Source organism: Thiomicrospira sp. WB1 (assembly GCF_001507535.1).
Taxonomy (GTDB): domain Bacteria; phylum Pseudomonadota; class Gammaproteobacteria; order Thiomicrospirales; family Thiomicrospiraceae; genus Hydrogenovibrio.
Genome location: NZ_LQBN01000003.1, coordinates 131,550 through 153,320 on the forward strand (window position 1 = coordinate 131,550; position 21,771 = coordinate 153,320).

At 54.7% G+C, this 21,771-nt stretch carries 15 protein-coding genes; 8 read left to right on the top strand and 7 right to left on the bottom strand.

From position 1 onward, the window contains the following. Positions 1-5 precede the first annotated feature (5 nt). The 3 genes from lpxC (at position 6) to argJ (ending at position 5,054) form a co-directional block, all read left to right on the top strand. Complete coding sequence (gene lpxC, locus AVO41_RS07710; RefSeq protein WP_068585183.1) at positions 6-926, top strand: UDP-3-O-acyl-N-acetylglucosamine deacetylase; 921 nt, start codon at positions 6-8, stop codon at positions 924-926. Between the two features lie 69 nt (positions 927-995). Then, complete coding sequence (gene secA, locus AVO41_RS07715) at positions 996-3,734, top strand: preprotein translocase subunit SecA (RefSeq protein WP_068585186.1); 2,739 nt, start codon at positions 996-998, stop codon at positions 3,732-3,734. Positions 3,735-3,800: 66 nt separating this feature from the next. Further along, positions 3,801-5,054 carry a bifunctional glutamate N-acetyltransferase/amino-acid acetyltransferase ArgJ gene (gene argJ / locus AVO41_RS07720; protein WP_068585188.1) on the top strand — a complete coding sequence of 418 codons (1,254 nt, stop codon included), beginning with the start codon at positions 3,801-3,803 and terminating at the stop codon, positions 5,052-5,054. Between the two features lie 498 nt (positions 5,055-5,552). On the opposite strand, the gene hisC is transcribed toward argJ, so the two are convergent. From hisC to AVO41_RS07735, 3 genes are all read right to left on the bottom strand, one after another. Further along, entirely contained in the window at positions 5,553-6,614 is a 1,062-nt protein-coding gene (gene hisC, locus AVO41_RS07725) for a histidinol-phosphate transaminase (RefSeq protein WP_068586030.1), read from the bottom strand. A 172-nt stretch (positions 6,615-6,786) separates the two neighbouring features. Next, entirely contained in the window at positions 6,787-9,393 is a 2,607-nt protein-coding gene (locus AVO41_RS07730; RefSeq protein ID WP_068585193.1) for a methyl-accepting chemotaxis protein, read from the bottom strand. Positions 9,394-9,595: 202 nt separating this feature from the next. After that, positions 9,596-11,860 carry a methyl-accepting chemotaxis protein gene (locus tag AVO41_RS07735; RefSeq protein ID WP_068585195.1) on the bottom strand — a complete coding sequence of 755 codons (2,265 nt, stop codon included), beginning with the start codon at positions 11,858-11,860 and terminating at the stop codon, positions 9,596-9,598. A gap of 201 nt (positions 11,861-12,061) precedes the next feature. Here AVO41_RS07735 and AVO41_RS07745 point away from each other — a divergent pair, with 201 nt between their 5' ends. Next, positions 12,062-13,009 carry a Nudix family hydrolase gene (locus AVO41_RS07745; protein WP_068585203.1) on the top strand — a complete coding sequence of 316 codons (948 nt, stop codon included), beginning with the start codon at positions 12,062-12,064 and terminating at the stop codon, positions 13,007-13,009. Positions 13,010-13,022: 13 nt separating this feature from the next. On the opposite strand, the gene coaE is transcribed toward AVO41_RS07745, so the two are convergent. Next, positions 13,023-13,670, bottom strand: coding sequence for a dephospho-CoA kinase (coaE, locus tag AVO41_RS07750; RefSeq protein WP_068585206.1), 648 nt, complete (start codon positions 13,668-13,670; stop codon positions 13,023-13,025). Between the two features lie 153 nt (positions 13,671-13,823). On the opposite strand from coaE, the gene AVO41_RS07755 reads away from it, so the two are divergent. Together AVO41_RS07755 and grxD are read left to right on the top strand one after the other, a co-directional pair. Further along, the gene (locus tag AVO41_RS07755) at positions 13,824-15,683 is read left to right on the top strand and encodes an N-acetylglutaminylglutamine amidotransferase (RefSeq protein WP_068585208.1); all 1,860 of its coding nucleotides are present in this window, start codon (positions 13,824-13,826) and stop codon (positions 15,681-15,683) included. A 152-nt stretch (positions 15,684-15,835) separates the two neighbouring features. After that, positions 15,836-16,183, top strand: a complete 348-nt coding sequence (grxD, locus tag AVO41_RS07760) for a Grx4 family monothiol glutaredoxin (RefSeq protein ID WP_153003511.1) — start codon at positions 15,836-15,838, stop codon at positions 16,181-16,183. Positions 16,184-16,220: 37 nt separating this feature from the next. Here the strand turns inward: grxD and rnt are convergent, their stop codons facing one another. Then, positions 16,221-16,886 (bottom strand): ribonuclease T, encoded by a 666-nt coding sequence (gene rnt / locus AVO41_RS07765; RefSeq protein ID WP_153003529.1) that lies wholly within the window; start codon positions 16,884-16,886, stop codon positions 16,221-16,223. Positions 16,887-16,897: 11 nt separating this feature from the next. Further along, the gene (gene argA, locus AVO41_RS07770; RefSeq protein WP_235584701.1) at positions 16,898-18,178 is read right to left on the bottom strand and encodes an amino-acid N-acetyltransferase; all 1,281 of its coding nucleotides are present in this window, start codon (positions 18,176-18,178) and stop codon (positions 16,898-16,900) included. Between the two features lie 139 nt (positions 18,179-18,317). Here argA and ilvD point away from each other — a divergent pair, with 139 nt between their 5' ends. Both ilvD and AVO41_RS07780 read left to right on the top strand, forming a co-directional pair. After that, a complete protein-coding gene (gene ilvD / locus AVO41_RS07775; protein WP_068585220.1) occupies positions 18,318-20,171 on the top strand; it encodes a dihydroxy-acid dehydratase in 1,854 nt (617 codons plus the stop codon). 21 nt (positions 20,172-20,192) lie between these two features. After that, on the top strand, positions 20,193-20,591 hold the full coding sequence (locus AVO41_RS07780) for a TerB family tellurite resistance protein (protein ID WP_068585223.1): 399 nt from the start codon (positions 20,193-20,195) through the stop codon (positions 20,589-20,591). A gap of 275 nt (positions 20,592-20,866) precedes the next feature. On the opposite strand, the gene soxA is transcribed toward AVO41_RS07780, so the two are convergent. Next, complete coding sequence (gene soxA, locus AVO41_RS07785) at positions 20,867-21,700, bottom strand: sulfur oxidation c-type cytochrome SoxA (protein ID WP_068585226.1); 834 nt, start codon at positions 21,698-21,700, stop codon at positions 20,867-20,869. Between the last annotated feature and the right edge of the window lie 71 nt (positions 21,701-21,771).

Here is a 21,771-nt window from a genome sequence, read left to right on the forward strand (position 1 = left end):
ATTCTGTGAAACAACGTACCCTAGCCAATACCATCAAAGCCAAAGGCGTCGGCCTGCACACGGGTCACCAGTCGGTGATGACGCTCTCTCCCGCCCCGGTGGATACCGGCATCGTATTTCGTCGTGTGGATGTCTCCCCGGCGGTCGTTTTTCCTGTTTCGCCGGATCTGGTGCGTGAAACCACCCTGTGCACCACCATTGTCAAGGACACCGATACCGGGCCGTTGAAAATTGCGACCATTGAACATTTGATGTCAGCGCTGGCTGGGGTCGGGATTGACAACCTCTATATTGACATCAGTGCTGACGAAGTGCCGATCATGGATGGCAGTGCGTCGCATTTTATTTTTCTGCTGCAATCAGCAGGCGTGCGCCTGCAATCCGCGCCCAAACGTTTTATTCGCATTAAGCGCAAGATTCACGTTGAAAACGACAAAGGCTCCTGGGCCGAGTTTCGCCCCTTTGAAGGGTTTCGCCTGACATTTTCCATTGATTTTGACCACCCGGCGTTTGAACAGACCGCCGAATCCATGACGCTGGATTTTTCATCCACTGCTTATTTCAAAGAAGTCAGTCGAGCCCGCACCTTTGGATTCATGAAAGACATGGAGTTGTTGCGGGCCAACAACCTCGGCCTGGGGGCTGGATTGCACAATGCAATCGGCCTGGACGATGATGGGGTGGTCAATCAGGAAGGCCTGCGTGACAAGGATGAATTTGTGCGGCACAAAATTCTGGATGCGGTGGGCGACCTTTACATGGCCGGTCACCCGATACTGGGCGAGTTTGTGGCGCATAAATCCGGCCATGCTCTGAACAATGACCTGTTGCGTCAACTGGTGCACGACCCGACGGCCTTTGAGGTGGTCACCTTTGATGACGATCAGCCGCCCATTCATTATGGCAGTAGCAAAATTTTGATGTGAACCGCTTTTTTGAACCCCCTACGAGTCCCCGTTAAGGGGAAACGCTCAAGATAACTGGATTGGATGTCTATGCCACTGAAACTGATTAAAAAGCTGTTTGGCAGCCGCAACGACCGTCTGCTGAAGAAATACGACAAGAAACTGGCTCAGATCAATCAATTCGAACCAACGCTGGAGGCCTTGTCGGACGAGGCGCTTCAGGCAAAAACCGAAACGTTCAAGCAAGCGTATCAATCCGGCACCTCCCTGGATCATCTGCTACCGGAAGCGTTTGCGGTGGTCCGCGAGGCATCTCGGCGTGTCACAGGTCTGCGCCACTATGATACGCAGCTGATCGGCGGTATGGTGTTGCACGATGGCAACATCGCCGAGATGCGTACCGGTGAAGGCAAGACCCTGGTGGCGACCCTGCCCGCTTACCTCAATGCGCTGTCAGGCAAGGGCGTGCATGTGATCACCGTCAACGATTATCTGGCCAGTCGTGATGCGGAATGGATGGGTCAGATTTATGGCTTTCTGGGGCTGACAACCGGCACCATTTTATCGGGTCAGTCTCCCGAGGAGAAAAAAGCGGCCTACAACGCCGACATTACCTACGGTACCAACAACGAATTTGGGTTCGACTACCTGCGTGACAACATGGCGATCTTCGCTGAAGAGCGTGTCATGCGCGGTCAGAATTTTGCCATTGTGGACGAAGTGGACTCGATCCTGATTGATGAGGCGCGTACGCCGCTGATTATTTCCGGTCCGGCTGAAGATCAGTCCGAGCTGTATCAGACCATTACGCCGTTGGTGGCCGATCTGGAACAAGGCGAAGAGGACCCGGAAACCAAGACGTCCTCGGGTGATTACACCATCGATGAAAAGAGCCGTCAGATTCATTTGACCGATGAAGGCCACAGCAAAATCGAAGCGAAGATGACCGAGGTTGGGTTGCTGCAAGAAGGCGATTCGCTTTATGACGCCGAGCACATCACTCTGATGAAATACGTCAACGCGGCCATGCGTGCGACCTTGATCTTTGAGAAAAACACCGATTACATCGTTGAAAACGGTCAGGTCGTGATCATTGATGAATTCACCGGCCGTAAAATGCATGGACGCCGCTGGGGCGATGGGCTGCACCAGGCGGTGGAAGCCAAAGAAGGCGTGGCCATTCAGGCGGAAAGCCAGACCTATGCGTCCATTACCTTCCAAAATTATTTCCGCCAATATGAAACCCTGTCGGGCATGACCGGCACGGCCGACACCGAAGCCGGTGAGTTTTTGTCGACTTACCAACTGGAAGTGGTGGTCGTGCCGACCAATAAAACACCGCAGCGCCTGGATTTACCTGATCTGGTGTTTCTGGACGTGGAAGGCAAAATGACCGCTCTGGTGCGCGATGTCAAGGAAATCAACGAAACCGGCCAGCCGATTCTCGTCGGGACCGCTTCGATTGAGATGTCGGAAGTCCTTTCAGCGCATTTTGACAAGGCGGGCATTGCACACAAAGTCCTCAATGCCAAGCAACACGAAAAAGAAGCGCACATCATTGCCCAGGCCGGGCGGCCGGGGGCGGTGACCATCGCCACCAATATGGCCGGGCGAGGCACCGACATTGTGCTGGGCGGGAATCTGGACATGGAGCTGGAACTGCTGGAAAACCCCGATGACGAGAAAGTGGCCCAGCTCAAGGCCGACTGGGAGAAACGCCACCAGAGTGTGCTGGAAAAAGGCGGTCTGATGGTGATTGGCTCGGAACGCCATGAATCACGCCGGATCGACAACCAGTTGCGCGGGCGTTCCGGGCGTCAGGGTGACCCGGGGGTGACTCGTTTCTACTTGTCGCTGGACGACGACCTGATGCGCCGTTTTGCTTCCGATAAAGTCAAGAGCATGATGCGCCGTCTGGGCATGAAGTCCGACGAAGCGATTGAGCATAACATGGTGACCCGCTCGATTGAACGGGCTCAAAAGCAGGTGGAGCGCATGCATCAGGACGAGCGTGCCAACCTGCTTAAGTTTGACAACATTGCCAACGAACAGCGTAAAGTGGTGTACACCCAGCGCAATGAATTAATGGAAGTCGAGGACGTCTCCGACATCATTGATTCGCTGCGAAGCACGGTCGTAGAAAACGTCATGGCCGGTTTTGTGCCGCCGGGCAGTCTGGATGAACAATGGGACATCCCGGGACTGACGCGTCAGCTGCATGAGGATTTCGGCGTGGATCTGCCCATCCAGACCTGGTTGGACGAAGACAAGTCGCTGTATGAGGAAACCCTGCGCCAGAAAATTGTGGAAGCCATCAAGACCGCCTACGATCAGAAAATGCAGGTGGTGGACCCGCAAACCCGCCATCATTTTGAAAAAGAAGTCCTGTTGCGTACGATTGACAAGCAATGGCGCGGTCATTTGAATGAAATGGATTATCTGCGCCGCTGGATTCACCTCAAAGGCTTTGCCCAGAAAGATCCGTTCCAGGAATATCGTGCCACCGCCGCGAGCATGTTTGAAGCGTTTTTGGATGAGGTGATGTTTGAAACCGTCCAGACTCTGTCGCTGGTGCAGATCCAGGGGCGCGATGACGTGGACGCTTACGAACAGCAGCAACTGGAAGAGCGCCCGGATCAGCTCGAAGCCACGCATCCGGCGGCCCAATCCATTGCCCAGGCCATGCAACCGCAGCAAGCGGCGCAACCCGGTGACGATGAGCCGAAACCCGCCACTTACCGCCGGGATATGCCCAAAGTCGGGCGCAATGATCCCTGTCCGTGCGGATCGGGTAAAAAGTACAAGCAGTGTTGTGGGCGGCTGCAATAAACGCGCTGACGGATCAGTACCAGGTTTGAGTGCTGATTGAACCTTTGCCGGGAGAAGGAGAGTCGCATGGCTGAACCCAAAGAGCAAACAGACACAGGTATCCTGACACGGCCGCACCCGATTGCCGGTGTGTATTTAGGCGCCACCGCCTCTGGGCTGAAAAAAACGGGGGCGCTGGATCTGGCAGTGATGCAGGTGTGTGAGCAGGCACGCACCGCCGCCGTGTTTACCCGCAATGCCTTCTCTGCCGCCCCGGTTGTGGTGGCCAAAAAGCATCTGAGCCAGCGCGCTCCCTTGTTTTTGCTGATCAACAGCGGCAATGCCAATGCCGGTAATGGGCAGCAAGGTTTGGCCGATGCCGAGCAAACCTGTCAGTGGCTGGGGCAGGAAATGGGCATGCCTGCGGATTCGGTGTTGCCATTTTCCACCGGCGTGATTGGTGAACCACTCAAGATGGATCGCATTCAGGCCGGTTTGCCGGATGCGCTGGCGGACTTGTCGATTGATGGCTGGGAACGTGCGGCTGAGGCGATACGCACCACCGATACCTATGCCAAAGTGGCGAGTCTGGCCGTGGACGTCGATGGCCACCGGGTTTTGCTCACCGGGATGGCCAAAGGCTCCGGCATGATTCATCCCAATATGGCGACCATGCTCGGATTTGTGGCCACGGATGCCAAAATTGACCAGGCCTGCCTGGATCTGGCCTTGAAGCACGCCGCGGACCGCTCTTTCAACCGCATCACCATCGATGGTGACACCTCCACCAATGATGCCTGCACCCTGACAGCGACCGCGCAGGCGGACATGCCCTGGGTCGATGACCCGGCCTCCGACGCCTATCGGGCGTTTGAAGATGGGTTGGTCCGACTGATGCAGCATTTGGCGCATGAAATTGTGCGTGACGGCGAAGGCGCGACCAAATTTGTCGCCGTTCAGGTGGAAAGGGGTGTGGACGCCGAGGAATGCCTGCAGGTGGCGCACGCGGTGGCTTTGTCGCCTTTGGTCAAAACCGCTCTGTTTGCCTGCGACCCCAACTGGGGTCGTATTCTGGCGGCAGTGGGTCGGGCAGGTGTGGGCGAGGCCGCGACCAGTCCCGACTTTGACATTGACGCGGTGGAAATCTATCTGGGCAATGTCTTGTTGGTGGCCAATGGAGGCCGGGCGCCGAGCTATACAGAAGCCGCCGGTCAGGCGGTGATGGATCAGACCGACATTACGATTCGCATTGTGTTGCATCGTGGGGCGGTGTCCGAAACCGTCTGGACGTCGGACTTTTCTTACGATTACGTCAAGATCAACGCGGAATATCGTACCTGAACGGGTGTATGCGTTTCAAAACTGACCAGGCCTGGTGGTTTGTTGCCTTGATCAGGTTTGCTGAGATGCAGACGCTTTAGGGTTATTGCGATCCTGGATGCGTTCATTTTTTACCTGTGTAAAAAACGAACCAAAAAAGCACACCCAGCACACGCTTTCTGTGCCTTCTAAGCTCTGTCACAGGGCCTTTGCGAACTCGCTTTGCTCGGACAGCGCAAGGGACATTTCCTGTGACATAGCTAAGAAGCACGACGAAATCTTTGTGATGAGGATTTCTCCAAGCCTCGGTTTTGATGCGATGGGCATAAACCGTTTGACAAGGCATTTAAGATCTCTAAGAATTCGGCGGCCGCAGAGGCAAGGCAAGAAAAAATAAACACACCCAAGATCGCACAACCATCCAGTGTCTAAAACCCATAAAACCTCATCAAAGCAACCATTCACCAGGCCTGGTGGTTTTGACTTTTGTCATATCTGACATCTCTGTTTTCTCAACGCTTATCCCAATATCTCGCTGAGCGCTTGGCAGAGCCGTTGATTCTCTTCCTCCGAGCCAATGCTGATGCGCAGATATTGATCGATGCGGGGCTTGTCAAAGTAACGCACGATAATGGCTCGATCGCGTAACGCCTGCGCCAACTCGTTGGCCTGATGTTCAGGGTGACGACAGAAGACAAAATTGGCGTAAGAGGGCAACACCTCAAAGCCCTGATTCTCAAGAAAATCGGTCAGTGTCTGTCGCGTGGCCATGACCTTGCGGCAGCTTTCGACAAAGTAGTCGTCTTCGTGCAGTGAGGCAATGCCTGCTGCCATGGCAAGCCGGTCCACCGGATAGGAATTAAAACTGTTTTTGACCCGCTCCAACGCCTCAATCAGGTGGGCCTGACCAAACGCCATGCCCAGGCGCAACCCCGCCAGCGCCCGTGATTTGGAAAACGTCTGGGTGACCAGCAGGTTGGGGTATCGGTCAATCAGTTTCGTGGCCGATGCGCCACCAAAGTCAATGTAGGCTTCGTCCACAATCACAACATAGGACGGGTTGAGTTCAAGCAGTTTTGTGATCTCAGCCAGACTGAGCAGACGTCCGGTCGGGGCATTGGGGTTGGGTAAAATGATTGGCCCGCTGTCGCCCTGATAATCGGCCGGATCAATCGCCAGTGCGTCGTTCAAGGGCACGGTGCTTGGGGTGATGCCATACAGACCGCAATAAACCGGGTAAAAGCTGTAAGAGATGTCGGGAAAGCGCAACGCCACACCAGGGTGTTTGAGTAATCCCTGAAAGGCATGGGCCAGGACTTCATCCGAGCCATTGCCCACAAATACCTGAGCGGCGTCCAGCTGATAGTAATCGGCCAGAGCTTGCTTTAACTGTGTGGCATTGGGGTCCGGGTACAGACGAAGGCCCTCATCGGTGGTGTCTTTGATCGCCTGCAACACGCCGGGCGCCGGAGGGTAGGGGCTTTCATTGGTGTTGAGCTTGACCAGATTGGCGACCTTGGGCTGTTCGCCGGGCGTGTAAGGCGAAAGTTGGCGGATTTCAGGGTTCCAGAAGTGCTGCATGACCATCCTTTAACTGATTCGGTAACCGGGACTCGGTGAATGCGTCCCGTTTGCACAGGGCACTTATTGTAACCAACCCAAGCGCAGAGGGCATCTTTTCAACGTACGAGGGCATCAAAAAACCGGCCAGAGGCCGGTTTGGATGGGATAGGGCACATTTCACCAGGCCTGGTTAAAACTCGGCCCATTCATCGTCGGAACCACTCTGCTCAGGCGCGGGCTTTGGCTTTTCGGCCTTGTCTTCACCTTTTGCCGACGCCGTGTCTTTGGCACTGGCCTGAGGCAGTGCGGCCGGCTTGGCCGGTTTTTCTGGCGTCTGTTTTTGCGGTGTTTTGGCCACTTTTGGTGCCGAGTGGCCCTGCGTCGACGCTTTGGGCTGGCCGGTGTTAAAGAACGACATGTCCTTGTCCAGGATTTCCGCCTGTTCGCTCATGCTCTCGGCGGCGGCCGAGGTTTCTTCCACCAGCGCGGCGTTCTGCTGCGTGACTTCATCGATCTGGCTGATCGCCTTGTGCACCTGTTCAATCCCGGTCATCTGCTCATTTGAGGCAGCGGAAATCTGCTCAATCATATTGGCCACATCGTCCACTGACTTATCGATGGTGTCCAGCATTTCACCCGACTCGGACGCCAGTTTGGTGCCTTCATCAATCCGGGCCACGCTTTCATTGATCAGCCCGGTGATTTCCTTGGCCGCATCGGCCGACTTCTGTGCCAGTGCTCGCACCTCGCCCGCGACCACGGCAAACCCACGGCCGTGTTCCCCGGCCCGGGCCGCTTCCACCGCCGCGTTGAGCGCCAGCAGATTGGTCTGGAAGGCAATCGAATCAATCAGGGTCACAATGTCGGAAATCTTGTGACTGGATTCCTGAATTGCCGACATGGCATCCACGGTTTTCTGCATTACGCGGGTGCCTTCTGTGGTTTTTTCCTGCACCTCATGCGCCACGCGGGTGGCGTCTTTGGCGTGGTTGGCATTGTTCTGCACCGCCGAATTCATCTGCTCCATGGTGGCCGAGGTTTCTTCCACGGAAGCGGCCTGTTCCTGTACCCGCTGGCTCAGGTCCTGAGAGCCCTGGGACACTTCGGACGAAGCGCCATTGACGATCTCGGTGGCATTGAGGGCTTTTTTGACCACATCCAGCAGGCGGTCGGTGGTTTTGTTGACCGAGTCTTTCAGGGTTTTCAGGTCGCCCTGATAATTGCCTTGGATTGACTGAGTCAGATCACCGTGGGACTGGGCGACCACCACGTCGGTGACTTCCTTGATGGCGGCTTCGATCGACTCCATGGAGTTGTTGACGCCGTCTTTGAGTTTGAGCAGGTCGCCTTTGGCCTGGGTATGAATGCGCTGATCGAACTGACCTTCTTCCATGGACTGCATCACACCAATGATGCCATCAATGGTTTGATCCAGGCCTTCCATGGTGGTGGTGGCAAAATTGACCAGTTCCAGATACTCGCCTTTGACGTCGGCATTGATGCGGGTGTCGAATTTGCCGTCGCTCATGGCATTGAGCAGTTTGCGCAATTCGCCCATGGTCTCGGCCACCGAATCGGCGGATTCGTTGATGCCGTCTTTCAGCGCTTTGAGGTCGCCGCTGAGTTGCGCGTTGACGCGCTGGTCAAACTGACCGGCGGCCATGGCACAGACCACATCATTGGCTTCCTTGATCGCGGTCTGCATGTCGGACAGCAGCTTGTTGACCGCTTTGCCCATGTCGCCGATTTCATCGGCGCGACGATCGTCGGCGCGGATGCTGAAATCACCGCTTTCGCTGAGCTTGGCCAGCTGGGTTTGAATCGAGGCAATGCCGCGAGCAATCAGACGCGGAATAAAGATCGCCGTCAGGATGGCAAAGAGCGCGATCGCAATGGCCACAGCGATCAACACTGAGATGATGCTTTCATTGAGTTCCTGAACTTCGGGTCCGATGCGATCCTGATCGGCTTTCACGGACTGTTTGACTTTGTCAGCCAGCTCAGCGATTTCTGGCCCAAGTTGGTCAAGTGTATTATTGATCAATTTATTGCGGTCATTAATGATACCGTTCATGACGCGTACGTTTTCGGAATAGCGTGCCTGCAAGCTCTGAATTTCGTTTAATTTTTCGAGACGGGTGGGATTTTGAATCTCTGTTTCGAGTTCCGCCATGTTGTCGCCGAGGGTGGTGAACTCATCCAGAGCCCGATCCATGAAAGCCTTTTGATTGTCTTCCATGAACTTGACCGTGTACAAGCGTCCAATCAGTAACGTACGCATGCCTTTGGATGCGGCAAGTGATGCCGGGATGTCACCGTCTTCGTAAGCGGTGGTTTGAATGTAGGTCAGCAATTCTTCCATTTTGGGGCCATCGACATTCAAGACATTGAACACAATGTCATTACGCTGGTTCATGAAGTCCTGAACTTGCGTAAACGCCTGATGGTATTCGTCGAGGGCATTGTCCATGCGATCCACCCATTCCGCGCGCTGAGGGTTCTGGATCTGTTTTTGCGCCTGGGTCAGGAGTTCATTGGTGCGGTTGAAATAGTCGGTGTATTCGTCCACTTCTTTTTGCACCGGGTTATTCAGATAGTCTTTGACGTTCATCCGCACCATCAGCATGTTGCTTTGCACCTCGCTGACCAGCAGTGAATCTTTGGCAATTTCGCGGTAATCGGAAAAGCCGCCAGCCGATTGATTAATTTGAGTGATACTGAACACTGCCATCCCGATGACCAGAATGGTCAGCAGGCTGAAGCTTGCGATGAGTTTGGCGCGGATTGTCTTGAACATAACAATAACCCCGTTTTTAGGTCAAGAATTGGTATCTTTGCTCATGCTATAGCAAACGGCCAAGCAGGACAAGTTAAGCAATTAAAAATTACTAATATGTTTGTCCAAGCAAAGAGCAAGCCAATGAAAGAGGGGGGGGCAGAAACAAAAAACCGGCCAGAGGCCGGTTTGGATGGGATAGGGCACATTTCACCAGGCCTGGTTAAAACTCGGCCCATTCATCGTCAGCGCTACTCTGCTCAGGCGCGGGCTTTGGCTTTTCGGCCTTGTCTCCATCTTTTGCCGACGCCGTGTCTTTGGCACTGGCCTGAGGCAGTGCGGCCGGCTTGGCCGGTTTCGCTGGTGTCTGTTTCTGGGGTGCTTTGGCCACTTTGGGTGCCGACTGGCTCTGCGCAGACGCTTTGGGCTGGCCGGTGTTAAAGAACGACATGTCCTTGTCCAGGATTTCCGCCTGTTCGCTCATGCTCTCGGCCGCGGCCGAGGTTTCTTCCACCAGCGCGGCGTTCTGCTGCGTGACTTCATCGATCTGGCTGATCGCCTTGTGCACCTGTTCAATCCCGGTCATCTGCTCATTTGAGGCAGCGGAAATCTGCTCAATCATATTGGCCACATCGTCCACCGACTTATCGATGGTGTCCAGCATTTCACCCGACTCGGATGCCAGCTTGGTGCCTTCATCAATCCGGGCCACGCTTTCATTGATCAGTCCGGTGATTTCCTTGGCGGCATCGGCCGACTTCTGTGCCAGTGCTCGCACCTCGCCCGCGACCACGGCAAAGCCACGGCCGTGTTCCCCGGCCCGGGCCGCTTCCACCGCCGCGTTGAGCGCCAGCAGATTGGTCTGGAAGGCGATCGAATCAATCAGGGTCACAATGTCGGAAATCTTGTGACTGGATTCCTGAATTGCCGACATGGCATCCACGGTTTTTTGCATCACACGCGTGCCTTCGGTGGTTTTTTCCTGCACCTCATGCGCCACGCGTGTGGCGTCTTTGGCGTGGTTGGCATTGTTTTGCACCGCCGAATTCATCTGCTCCATGGTGGCCGAGGTTTCTTCCACGGAAGCGGCCTGTTCCTGAACCCGCTGGCTCAGGTCCTGAGAGCCTTGAGAGACTTCCGCTGAGGCGCCTGAAACGACCTGAGTGGCATTGATGGCTTTCTGGATGACGTCGACCAGTTTTTCAGAGGTATGGTTGACCGACGTTTTCAGTGTGTTCAGGTCACCTTTGTACTGCCCCTGGATGCGGGAGGTCAGGTTACCATTGGATTGGTCCACGACCACGCTCGTGACTTCTTTAATGGCTTCGTTCAAGTCGTCCATCGAGGAATTGATCGCGCGTTTCAGAGAGGCCAGCTGCCCTTTGGCGTCGGCGGTCACCCGTTCGGAAAACTGACCGTCGTCAATTTTGTCCATGACGGCAATAATGTCTTCCACCACGTCATTGGTAATGGCCAGGGCGCCTTCCACCTTGTTGCGGAAATTGGCGGGAACCTGTTCGTCCATTTTGGCGTCGAGTTTCCCGTTGGCCAGCGCCGTCATAATGCGTTCCAGCTCCGACATCATGAAGCTGACGCTTTCGGCCGAGTTATTGATGCCGAGTTTGAGGCGGTTGAGGTCGCCTTGGTATTCGCGGGTGATGCGTTGATCAAAGTCGCTTTGCGCGATGGCGTCCACCACATGATTGGCGTCCTGAATGGCATCGGCGGTTTTTTCCAGCAGATGGTTGAAGGCTTGGGCGGCCTGGCCGACTTCGTCTTCGCGCGAGATCTGAACACGCTTGGAGAAATCGCCTTCTTGAACCACGGCTTTGGACACACCGACCAGTTCATTCAGGGGGCGAGTGATCGCCAACAGGGTCTGACGCGCCAGCCAGAGTACCGCCAGAAAAACCAGCAAGGCGACAACGATGGCCATGGTCAAGGTGTTGTCATAGGTGGTCATTTGAGCCTGCTGCATTTTTTCCGCTTCGCGCAGTTGCAGCGCTACGAGCTCACTGATGGTGTCGGAAATCGGATCAATCGCGGGGTAAAGCTGTTCGATGCTGAATTCAGTGATGGCGTTCATGTCGCGCTGTTGCACCAGAGTCAGCAGTTGTGCCACATTGTCATCGGCTGTCTTCATCAGGGCTTGTGCTTTTTCGGCCAGGGCCGCTTCTTTGGGGGTCAGTTTGGTTTGCATATAGCCATCCCAAAGCGCGTGAATCTGCTTGCTGGCGGATTCGATGTTCTGTTCAGCCTGTGCCCAGTCGATGTTGCCATTGCGCAGTTTGTGGTTGGTGTCGACGATGTTGACGGCATAGGCGTCAGCGATGTTTTTCAGGTCCTCCAGCGGCACGATCCGGTCGTTGTAGAGCGCATTGAACGTCTGGTTGTTGTTTTTCATGTTGATCAAGCCCGCTGCAATCGCGAGCACAGAAAATGCCAGCAAAATGACAGTCAGGGTTAGAATTCGTTGTTTGACGCTCATTGAAGCAGTCCTCTTTCAGGTCGATGTCGTGATGACCAGAGATTTGAATTGGTCATAAAGTTCATTTTAGTCTGAAAAAAATCAAATTGTTTCGTTTTGATGACAATTTTGTACAAAACAAGCAGGTTTTTTGCCAGGTGCCCGCATTTTGGCAGGTACACATGGTAAAAGGACAACCAGCAGATGTAAAAGGAGGAATTGATGGAAGAAACCTTGATTGCGGTGGGCGTGCTTCGACAAGGGAATCAGGTCTTGATTGCCCAGCGACAGACGGGCCAGCATCTGGCGCATTTCTGGGAGTTTCCCGGCGGGAAGGTCAAGTCGGGGGAAACCCCGGATACGGCGTTGACGCGCGAGTTTGAGGAGGAAGTCGGGGTCAGTCCCCTTGACTGGCAACCCTTGATAGAAATCCCCTGGCAGTACGAGCGCCGCCGGCTGCGATTGATCGTTCGAATGAGTGAACGGTTTGACGGCACGCCCTTCGGTCGGGAAGGGCAGGCGATCAAATGGTGTGCCTTGGACGAATTGATGCATTATGAGTTTCCTGCCGCAAACCAAGGCGTGCTGAATGCCTTGGCGCTGCCCGATCAGATGATGATTACCGGGGCGTTTGAGGATAGGGAAGATGGCCTGACGCGCCTGGCTGCGGCTCTGGAAGACGGGATTCGATTGGTGCAGTTGCGCAGCAAGAAACTGGATGAAGCCGGTTTTTTGGCCTGGGCGCGCGAAGCCCTGGCGCTGTGCCACGAGTATGAGGCTCAGGCGGTGCTCAATGGCCCGGCCGGGTGGTTGAGGGCGCTGCCCGAGGCAGACGGTTTGCAATTGTCGTCTCATGCACTGATGTCGCTGGTGCAGCGCCCGGCGGAAACCCAAGGCAAATGGCTGGGGGCGTCGGTGCACAGTCAGGCGGAGCTGGCCAAAGCAATGGAAGTGGGCGTGGACTATGTGTTGTTGTCTCCGGTCAAGCCAACCGCGTCTCACCCCGATATGTCTCCACTGGGCTGGGAGACGTTTGCCGAATGGGTTCGGGATTGCCCGGTGCCGGTGTTTGCCCTGGGCGGCGTGGGGGCGAACGATGTGGAGAAAGCAAAAGAGCATGGCGGTCAGGGTATTGCCGCCATTTCCGGGTTATGGCCGCAGCCGATGTAGTTTGATGCCCGTTTTAACCGTCTGTCAACGCCGGCTTGGCGGACTTGGGCAGATGAATGCCATTCTGGGCAAGAATGGTGCGGAGCTGGTGACGCACCTCTTGATGCGACTGGGTTGTGTCCACGACCCAGTCCGCCTGAGCCAGTCGCTGAGATCGACTGGCTTGCGCGGCCATGATGGCATCCACTTGTGCTTCCGTTATGGATGCGTGCTGGGCCTCGGCCCGAGCCAATGCGCGTGCTTTTTGCGTGGCAGGTGGCAAGTCGCAGACGATGACCTGGTCGATGAAATCAGGGCGACCGGTTTCTGTGAGCAGAGGAATCTCCACCACCACCGCCTGAGTGGTCGATTTTCTGTGACGGTCCACCCAGTCTGATAGGTGTTGGCGGATCAAGGGATGGGTGATGGCTTCAAGCGTCTGGCGGGCATCCGGGTCGACAAAAATACGCTGGCGCATTCGAGCCCGGTCGAGCTCACCGTCAGGCGTGCAGATGTCGTGACCAAACGCGGCGATGATTTTTGCCAGGCCTGGGGTGCCTGGGGCCACGACCTGACGTGCGGCCTGGTCCGCATCACAGCCGGGCACGCCCATCTCCTCGAAGTCCGCCCGCACGGTGCTTTTGCCACTGGCCAGCCCGCCGGTTAATCCAAATACGATCATGCAGACAGTTTACGCGCAAACGGGCCTTAATGCATCTTTGTGCGGTTCCACTGATGCTTTGTCATGGGGGCAGGCCGTGAGTTGGGTCACGGCAGCGTCTGTTTTTGGTTAAAATAGCGCCTCCATCCATTGAGAAAAAGACAGGACAGAATCATGTGCGGGATTTGCGGCGAAATATACTGGGACGGACAACGCGCCAGTGAGGCCAGCTTGACACCCATGTTGGAGAAGCTGGTTCGACGCGGCCCGGATGATGGTGGCATGTGGTTGCAGAACCAGGTAGGGCTGGGCCATCGCCGGTTGTCGATCATTGATTTGTCGGACGCCGGTCATCAACCGATGGTGGATGAAGAGCTCACGCTGGTCTTTAATGGCTGCATCTACAACTATGTGGCGTTGCGGGATCAGTTGAGCGAGCTGGGCCATGTGTTCCGATCGCATTCCGACACCGAAGTGATTCTTAAAGCGTATCGTCAGTGGGGGATGGAGTGTGTGACCCGGTTTGAGGGCATGTTTGCCTTTGCGATCTGGGATGATCATCAGCACCAGCTGATGCTGGCACGCGACCGGTTCGGGATCAAGCCGCTTTACTATGCGCCCATTGAGGGCGGGGTGCGCTTTGCCTCCAATACCCAGGCACTTTTGGCTGCCGGTGGCGTGGATGTGGCGCTTGATCCGGTGGGGTTGCATCATCAGTTTACTTTGCACGGGGTGGTGCCTGCGCCGCATACGGTTCTCAAAGGCGTGCGCAAGCTGGCCCCGGGGCACTGGATGACGGTGAACCCGGACGGGCAGATTTATCAGAAAAGCTGGTGGCATTTAAGGGCCGAGCGCCCGGGACCGAATCATGAAAACCCCAGGCTGAAAGCGTTGAGTGGGGTCGAGGATCATCAGGCCTGGATTGAGGCGGTGCATGACAGTCTCAAAGAAGCGGTGCACAAGCGCTTGACCGCGTCCGATGTGCCGGTTGGCGTGTTGTTGTCCGGCGGTCTGGACTCAAGTTTGATTGTGGCCCTGCTGGATGAAGCCGGTGTGGACGACATCCGCACTTTTTCCATCGGATTTGAAGATGTGCCGGAAGAAAAGGGCAGTGAGTTTGAGTATTCCGATCAGGTGGTCGAGCGCTTTCAGACGCGGCATAAGAAATTTCTGATCCCTAATGCGGAGGTTCTGCCTCGGCTGCAGGAAGCCGTGGATGCCATGGCCGAGCCGATGTTTGCCCAGGATGCGGTGGCGTTTTACCTGCTGTCGGAACAGGTCTCGAAAGAGGTGAAAGTGGTCATGTCCGGGCAGGGCGCCGATGAGGTCTTTGGCGGCTATTTCTGGTACCCGCAAATGGTTGAGGCGGCGAAAAAGCTGGCGCCCGATGCCGACCGGGTTGAGGCCTTTGCACCGTTTTATTTTGATCGCGACCACGCGGAATGGTGTGAGTTGATTCACCCGGATTACCATGTGCACGATGTGACCACCGACTGGGTGCAGGATCGTCTCAATGAAGAAGACGCCGATGCCTTTATCGATCAGGTTTTGCGCCTGGATGCTAGTCACTTGATTGTGGATGACCCGGTCAAACGCGTGGACAACATGACCATGGCGTGGGGTCTGGAAGCACGGGTGCCGTTTCTGGATCACTCGCTGGTTGAGGTGGCCATGGCGGCACCGCCGGAAACCAAATTGCAGGATTTTAAATATCTGCTCAAGGCGGTGGCCCGAGGGCGCGTGCCCGATGCGGTGATTGATCGCCCCAAAGGGTATTTTCCCATGCCAGCGCTGAAATACGTGCGCGGCCCTTTTTATGAAATGATGCGATCTGTGCTGACCAGTGAGGCGGCCAAAACACGCGGTCTGTTTCAGGCCGATTATATTGAGCGTCTGTTGGCCGAGCCGGAAGCCGAGACCAGTTTTACCCGTATTCAGGGGAGCAAGCTCTGGCACGCGGCCTTGCTGGAACTCTGGCTGCAGACCCATGTGGACCCGTATCGTGCCCGCAATGTCTGTAGCGATGCCGCCTGAACGCAGCGTTTTTTCTATTTTGGCTGGGATTTGATCTGTGCGTCTGATAAAATAACCAACCTAGCAACTCAGGAATTAAAACGAGGTTGCCGTCCTTTGCTCACCTAAACGCACAGCAACGGGGCAAACTCAGGCAGAAGGAAGGAATGCATATGTCAGATCAGGAACAGGAAATTCTTGCGCGCATTGATGAGCAAGTTAAAAACAACCCCGTCGTACTTTATATGAAAGGCACGCCGCAGATGCCGACGTGTGGTTTTTCCAGCCGCACGGCGGAAGCGCTGGTCAACACGGGTGAAAAGTTCGCATTTGTTAATATTCTGGCTGATCCGCTGATTATGGAGCATTTGCCCAAATATCAGGAATGGCCGACCTTTCCCCAGCTCTACATCGACGGTGAATTGCAGGGCGGATGCGACATCACACTGGAAATGGCTGAGTCAGGTGAGCTGAAAAAAATGATGGCCGAGGCCAACGCCAAGCAGCAGGAAACCGCCTGATTTTTCTCGTTTGAGTGGCAGCGGGCCGAATGGTTTTTTAACCAGGCCTGGTTGAATCGGGTGTTTTTTGCCCGGCTGGTTCGGCGGTTTGGCCCAGAGTGGGCATGTCGTTGACAATGCGGCAAAAAAGCTCTGCGGTCTTGTCGGTGTCGTAAGCGGCTGAATGCGCCTGGGCATCGTCCCAGTCGAGACCGGCCGCCTGGGTGGCTTTGGCCAGTACTGTCTGACCGTAAGCCAGGCCCGCGAGTGAGACGGTGTCAAAGGTGCTGAACTTGTGAAACGGTGACTTCACTTTCTGCCGTTCGGCGGCGGCGCGGATAAATCCCAAGTCGAAAAACGCATTATGCCCGACCAGTATGGCACGTGTGCAACCAGTCAGTTTGAGCTCTCGATAAATCGGATCAAAGCATTTTTTCAGAGCGTTCCGCTCGGAAAGCGCAAACCGAAACGGGTGCGTCGGGTCTTCCACCCCGATGAACTTCAAAGCGCTTTTGTCCAGCTGGGCGCCATCAAACGGCAGAACGTTGGATTGCACCGCAATACTCGGGTACACCTTGCCGGCGGCGTTCATGCCAATGGTGACGGCGGCAATTTCAATCAGTGCGTTTTTTTCGGCATCAAACCCAGCTGTTTCGACATCCACCACAACCGGCAGAAAACCACGAAAACGTTCTCGAATGTAATTTTTGTCATCCGGTTGGATCACATGGCACCTCAGGTCCGCGTTTGAATGGGTTTGACCAACACCTTGGAATTGCGTTGCGCATTGTACAGGTTTTTGCGTGGCGCGGGCAGGGCTTCCGGGTCGCTGGCATCAAAACCGTTTTCTTCGAACCAGTGATGCGTATGGGTGGTGAGTAGCCACAAATGCTGATATCCCTTTTTATGGGCTTGCTGTTCAATTTCATTAAGCAGTTCCTGCCCCAGGCCCTGGTCTTGATATCCCGGTTCAACGGCCAAGCAGGACAGTTCGGCATTGTGGGCATCAATGGAGTGAAGGGCGGCACAACCGATGAGGTGCTGGTCGATTTCCATCACCCAGAAGTCTGACAGATTTTGTTCGAGTTGTTCCGGGCTGCGGCTCACCAGAATGCCAGCGGCTTCCAGAGGTTGGATCAGACGCATCAAGCCGGGGATGTCTTCCGCCTGAGCGGGCCGCAACTGGTGATAGCGGTCGGTATAGATCAAGGTGCCGGCGCCATCCCGGCTGAATAATTCGGTCAGCAGCGCATCCGGCTGGTTGTCTGCGATCAGATGCACGCGCTTTAGACCTTTGCCATGGCGTTGAATCAGGGTTTGAAGCCGCTCCGAGATCGGCTGCGCTGTCAGTTCCGAACGTTTGATCGCTTTTGGCAGGTGTTTGAGTTCCTGGCTGGCTTGGAACAGCATGAGCTTGTCAGCTTCCAGCAATTCGCTGATGGCAAACGCCTGCTCCATGGTGTTCAGGTTAAACGCTTCCCCGCTCAACGAATAGGCCAGAGGCGTGATCAGCACCATTTGCCCGGCCTGAAGCGTTTGAGACAGGGCGGCACGGTTGATTTTTCTTACACTGCCCGTATGCTGAAAGTCAATGCCATCGATGATGCCTTTGGGCTTGGCAACCACCCAGTTGCCAGAGACCAATGCCCCGGGTAAGTGGTGTTCAGCACTGGCTTGGGTGATCGCTGATTCGACCCGAGCACGCACCCGCCCAACGGTGCTTTCCAGCAAGGGTAGGTGCTCTGGACCGGTGATGCGGGTGTTCTGGTGACACTGCCACGTTACTCCGGCATCACGATACGCCTGATTCAGCCAAGCCCCGGCCCCGAGCGTAATGACCAGCTTGAGTCCCAGGCTATTGAGCAATACACAGTCTCGGGCCAAAGATTGCAGTTTTGCCGGGTCGGCGATCATGTCAGACGGCCAGTAGAGCACCAGCGTCTTGTCACGGTGGTCTGCCAGGTAAGGCGAGGCCTGACGCAAAGATTCAGTGAAAGAGGGAATGGTTGGCTCCATGAGATCAACTTTTTTAAACGACCGCGGAGAGTTCATGCACAGACGCGGGCGGATATGCGAAAATATTCGTTAAGTTTTAAGTATAACAGTCTGATCAGGGAAACGGAAAACGTCAATCCCCTGTGAGAAGGAGGTAAGTATGCCGGATTATCGTTCCAAAACCAGTACTCATGGCCGCAACATGGCAGGCGCTCGAGCGCTTTGGCGCGCGACCGGCATGGGCACCGAAGATTTTGGTAAACCCATCATTGCGATTGCCAATTCGTTTACGCAGTTTGTCCCGGGGCATGTGCACCTCAAGGACATGGGGCAATTGGTCGCACGTGTCATCGAAGAAGCCGGCGGTGTGGCCAAAGAGTTCAACACCATTGCCGTGGATGACGGGATTGCCATGGGGCATGACGGCATGCTTTATTCACTGCCGTCACGCGATTTGATCGCGGACTCGGTTGAATACATGTGTAATGCGCACTGTGCCGACGCACTGGTCTGTATTTCGAACTGTGACAAGATCACCCCGGGCATGATGATGGCGACCATGCGTCTGAATATCCCCACCATCTTCGTCACCGGTGGGCCGATGGAGTCTGGCAAAACCGTGCTGGGAGGTGAAGGCATCAAGCTGGATCTGGTCGACGCCATGGTCAAGGCAGCGGATGATAGCTGCTCCGATGAAGACGTGACCACGATTGAAGAGTCGGCCTGTCCAACCTGTGGGTCCTGTTCGGGGATGTTTACCGCCAATTCCATGAACTGTCTGGCCGAAGCGCTGGGCATTGCGTTGCCGGGGAACGGCACCACGCTGGCCACGCATGCGGATCGTCGTCATCTGTTTGAAGAAGCGGGACGTCGTATTGTTGAAATTTCAAAAGCGTACTATCAAGACAACGATGAACGGGTACTTCCGCGCTCCATTGCCACCTATGAAGCGTTTCAGAACGCCATGGCGTTGGATGTGGCCATGGGCGGCTCAACCAACACCGTGCTGCATTTGTTGGCCATTGCGCGTGAAGCCGAAGTGAAATTCAATATGGCTGACATGGATCATATTTCCCGAAAAGTGCCTTGTCTGTCCAAAGTGGCGCCCAACTCGAAAGACTATTATATGGAGGATGTGCACCGTGCCGGTGGCATCATGCGTATCCTCGGTGAGTTGGACCGAGCTGGTTTGATTGATCCGGATGTGTACACCGTCCATGCGTCGACCATGGGGGCCGCGCTGGAACTGTGGGACATTACCCGCACGGAGGATGAATCGGTCAAGACATTCTACAAAGCGGCCCCGGGCAATGTCCGTACCACGCAAGCGTTTAGTCAGAGCAAGCGCTGGAAAACCTTGGACGTGGATGACAAAAACGGTTGTATTCGCAGCGTTGAGCACGCCTATACCAAGGAAGGCGGTCTGGCTGTTCTGTATGGCAACATTGCCATGGACGGCTGCATTGTCAAAACCGCCGGCGTGGATGAATCCATCTTTAAATTCAGTGGCCCGGCACGAATTTTTGAAAGCCAGGATGCGGCGGTGGAAGCCATTCTGGGCGATCAAATCAAATCCGGTGACGTAGTACTGATTCGTTACGAAGGACCAAAAGGCGGCCCGGGCATGCAGGAAATGCTTTATCCGACCAGTTACCTCAAATCCAAAGGGTTGGGCAAGCAGTGTGCCTTGCTCACGGACGGTCGCTTTTCCGGCGGAACGTCAGGATTGTCCATTGGTCATTGTTCGCCCGAGGCAGCGGAAGGGGGCAATATCGGCCTGGTAGAAGACGGTGACATGATTGAAATCGATATCCCCAACCGGACGATTGAAGTGAAGCTTAGTGATGAAGAGCTTGCGGAGCGTCGTCAAGCCATGCATGAGCGTGGGCGCGATGCATGGAAACCAGCCTTGCCCAGAAAGCGTAAGATTACGGCAGCCTTGCGCGCTTACGCGGCCATGACAACCAGTGCAGCCTATGGTGCAATAAGAGACGTGGATCAGGTCGAGCACTGACTTTAGAGACAAGGAATCAATATGTTTGCAGATCGATTAAACAATCAACAACGTCAGGCCGTTTTTGATCTGGCCGTGATCATGGCTTATGCCGATCGAGAATTGGCCAGTGAAGAAGAGCAGTATCTGCGCAGTTTCAGTGAAGCTTTCGGGATCGAATACAGCTTGGATAAAAGTCATCTCAATCTCGATGACCTTCTTCAGGTGTTTAAAAGTAAGCATGATCGGATTATTCTGCTTCAGGAATTGATCAAGCTGTCCTATAAAGATGGCCACTTTGGTCAGGAAGAGCAGGAAAATGTGTTTGCCATTGCTCAGAAACTGGGCTTGAACGACCCTGAGTTGTTTATGCGCATTGAAAAATGGGTGCGTGAAGGCTTTAACTGGGTCTATGAGGGTGAGGACATGCTGGAGGCCTGAAAAGGACGCAGAGACGACCCTTTGATTCATAAAACCCGCTTCGGCGGGTTTTTTGTGTCTGACTTCACACAGAGCAATGATCAAGCGATTGATCTAAATGCCCACATCAATTTTAGCCCTGTCTAATTACTCCGAAGGAAGCAGGCCTGGTAAAAAATTAGTTTGCACACACTGGACTGAGGTGCCACATGAATGTACGTGTGCCTCACTTTACGGGATGACAGACATAAAAAAACCCGCCGAAGCGGGTTTTTTTAGACAATCAACCGATTGGATTATTCACGATAACCAGGACCGTTGATTTCCAAACCGTTTGACATATAAGCCTGGAAGAATTCCAGATTGCGGTACTCTTCACTCTGAGCTTTCATAGGCTTGGCACGCATGTTTTTGTTACAGCCGCCATAACGACGGTGCAGGGTACCCAGTTCCTGCCACTTGGCACGGAATACTGGGAAGTGCGTGGTGTGTCCCAGGTTGGCTGACAGGGTGTTGGAACGCGCTTTACGACCGGCATTGTAAGTGTGACATTTCGCACACGACAGACCTAGCTGGCCGCGTTCCTGTACATAGAAAGCCTGACCTTTGTTAAAGGCTTCTTTCGCACCAGGAGAACTGGCATCAACATTGATTTTCTGGCCACGTGCTTCATAGGCAAAATAAGCTGACAATTTAGCGATGTCACCTTTTTTCCATTTGAAAGGCTTCAGACCATTGTCTGCGCGGCACTGGTTGATTTGACCTTCCAGGGTCTCAACCTGTTGGGTTGATTCGTTGAAGCGTGGGTATTTTGCACGAATCTGAGTGACATCAGAACCGAAGCACTTGTCATAGACGGCTTTGTCCTGCTCGTACAAGGCTTCACCAGCATCAACGGAATCCAAATAGGGAGGAAATTCCTCGGCAGCTCGCCACTGCATCATTTTGTCTTCGCTGTAAATGTAAGCACCATTAATATATTCTTCAGGTGCAATGTTCGGGTTCTTCGCTTTGAAGTACTCGACTAGTTGAATCCGGCTTTTTTCCGGATCGACTCCACCGGCCATTACGTTGGTGGCAGCGGTTGCGGTTGCGCCCAGTGTTAAGGCGACTAGCAATGTTTTCTTCATCCCATTCCTCCGTCCGAAAACGATGATAATATTTTATTTTTGATATCAGCACTCCGCAGAGCGGAGCGCTG

Excerpts from the sequence above, each read along its gene's own strand:
- secA (WP_068585186.1), top strand. The coding sequence starts at position 996 with ATGCCACTGAAACTGATTAAAAAGCTGTTTGGCAGCCGCAACGACCGT.
- argJ (WP_068585188.1), top strand. The coding sequence starts at position 3,801 with ATGGCTGAACCCAAAGAGCAAACAGACACAGGTATCCTGACACGGCCG.
- hisC (WP_068586030.1), bottom strand. The coding sequence starts at position 6,614 with ATGCAGCACTTCTGGAACCCTGAAATCCGCCAACTTTCGCCTTACACG.
- AVO41_RS07730 (WP_068585193.1), bottom strand. The coding sequence starts at position 9,393 with ATGTTCAAGACAATCCGCGCCAAACTCATCGCAAGCTTCAGCCTGCTG.
- AVO41_RS07735 (WP_068585195.1), bottom strand. The coding sequence starts at position 11,860 with ATGAGCGTCAAACAACGAATTCTAACCCTGACTGTCATTTTGCTGGCA.
- AVO41_RS07745 (WP_068585203.1), top strand. The coding sequence starts at position 12,062 with ATGGAAGAAACCTTGATTGCGGTGGGCGTGCTTCGACAAGGGAATCAG.
- coaE (WP_068585206.1), bottom strand. The coding sequence starts at position 13,670 with ATGATCGTATTTGGATTAACCGGCGGGCTGGCCAGTGGCAAAAGCACC.
- AVO41_RS07755 (WP_068585208.1), top strand. The coding sequence starts at position 13,824 with ATGTGCGGGATTTGCGGCGAAATATACTGGGACGGACAACGCGCCAGT.
- grxD (WP_153003511.1), top strand. The coding sequence starts at position 15,836 with ATGTCAGATCAGGAACAGGAAATTCTTGCGCGCATTGATGAGCAAGTT.
- argA (WP_235584701.1), bottom strand. The coding sequence starts at position 18,178 with ATGGAGCCAACCATTCCCTCTTTCACTGAATCTTTGCGTCAGGCCTCG.
- ilvD (WP_068585220.1), top strand. The coding sequence starts at position 18,318 with ATGCCGGATTATCGTTCCAAAACCAGTACTCATGGCCGCAACATGGCA.
- AVO41_RS07780 (WP_068585223.1), top strand. The coding sequence starts at position 20,193 with ATGTTTGCAGATCGATTAAACAATCAACAACGTCAGGCCGTTTTTGAT.
- soxA (WP_068585226.1), bottom strand. The coding sequence starts at position 21,700 with ATGAAGAAAACATTGCTAGTCGCCTTAACACTGGGCGCAACCGCAACC.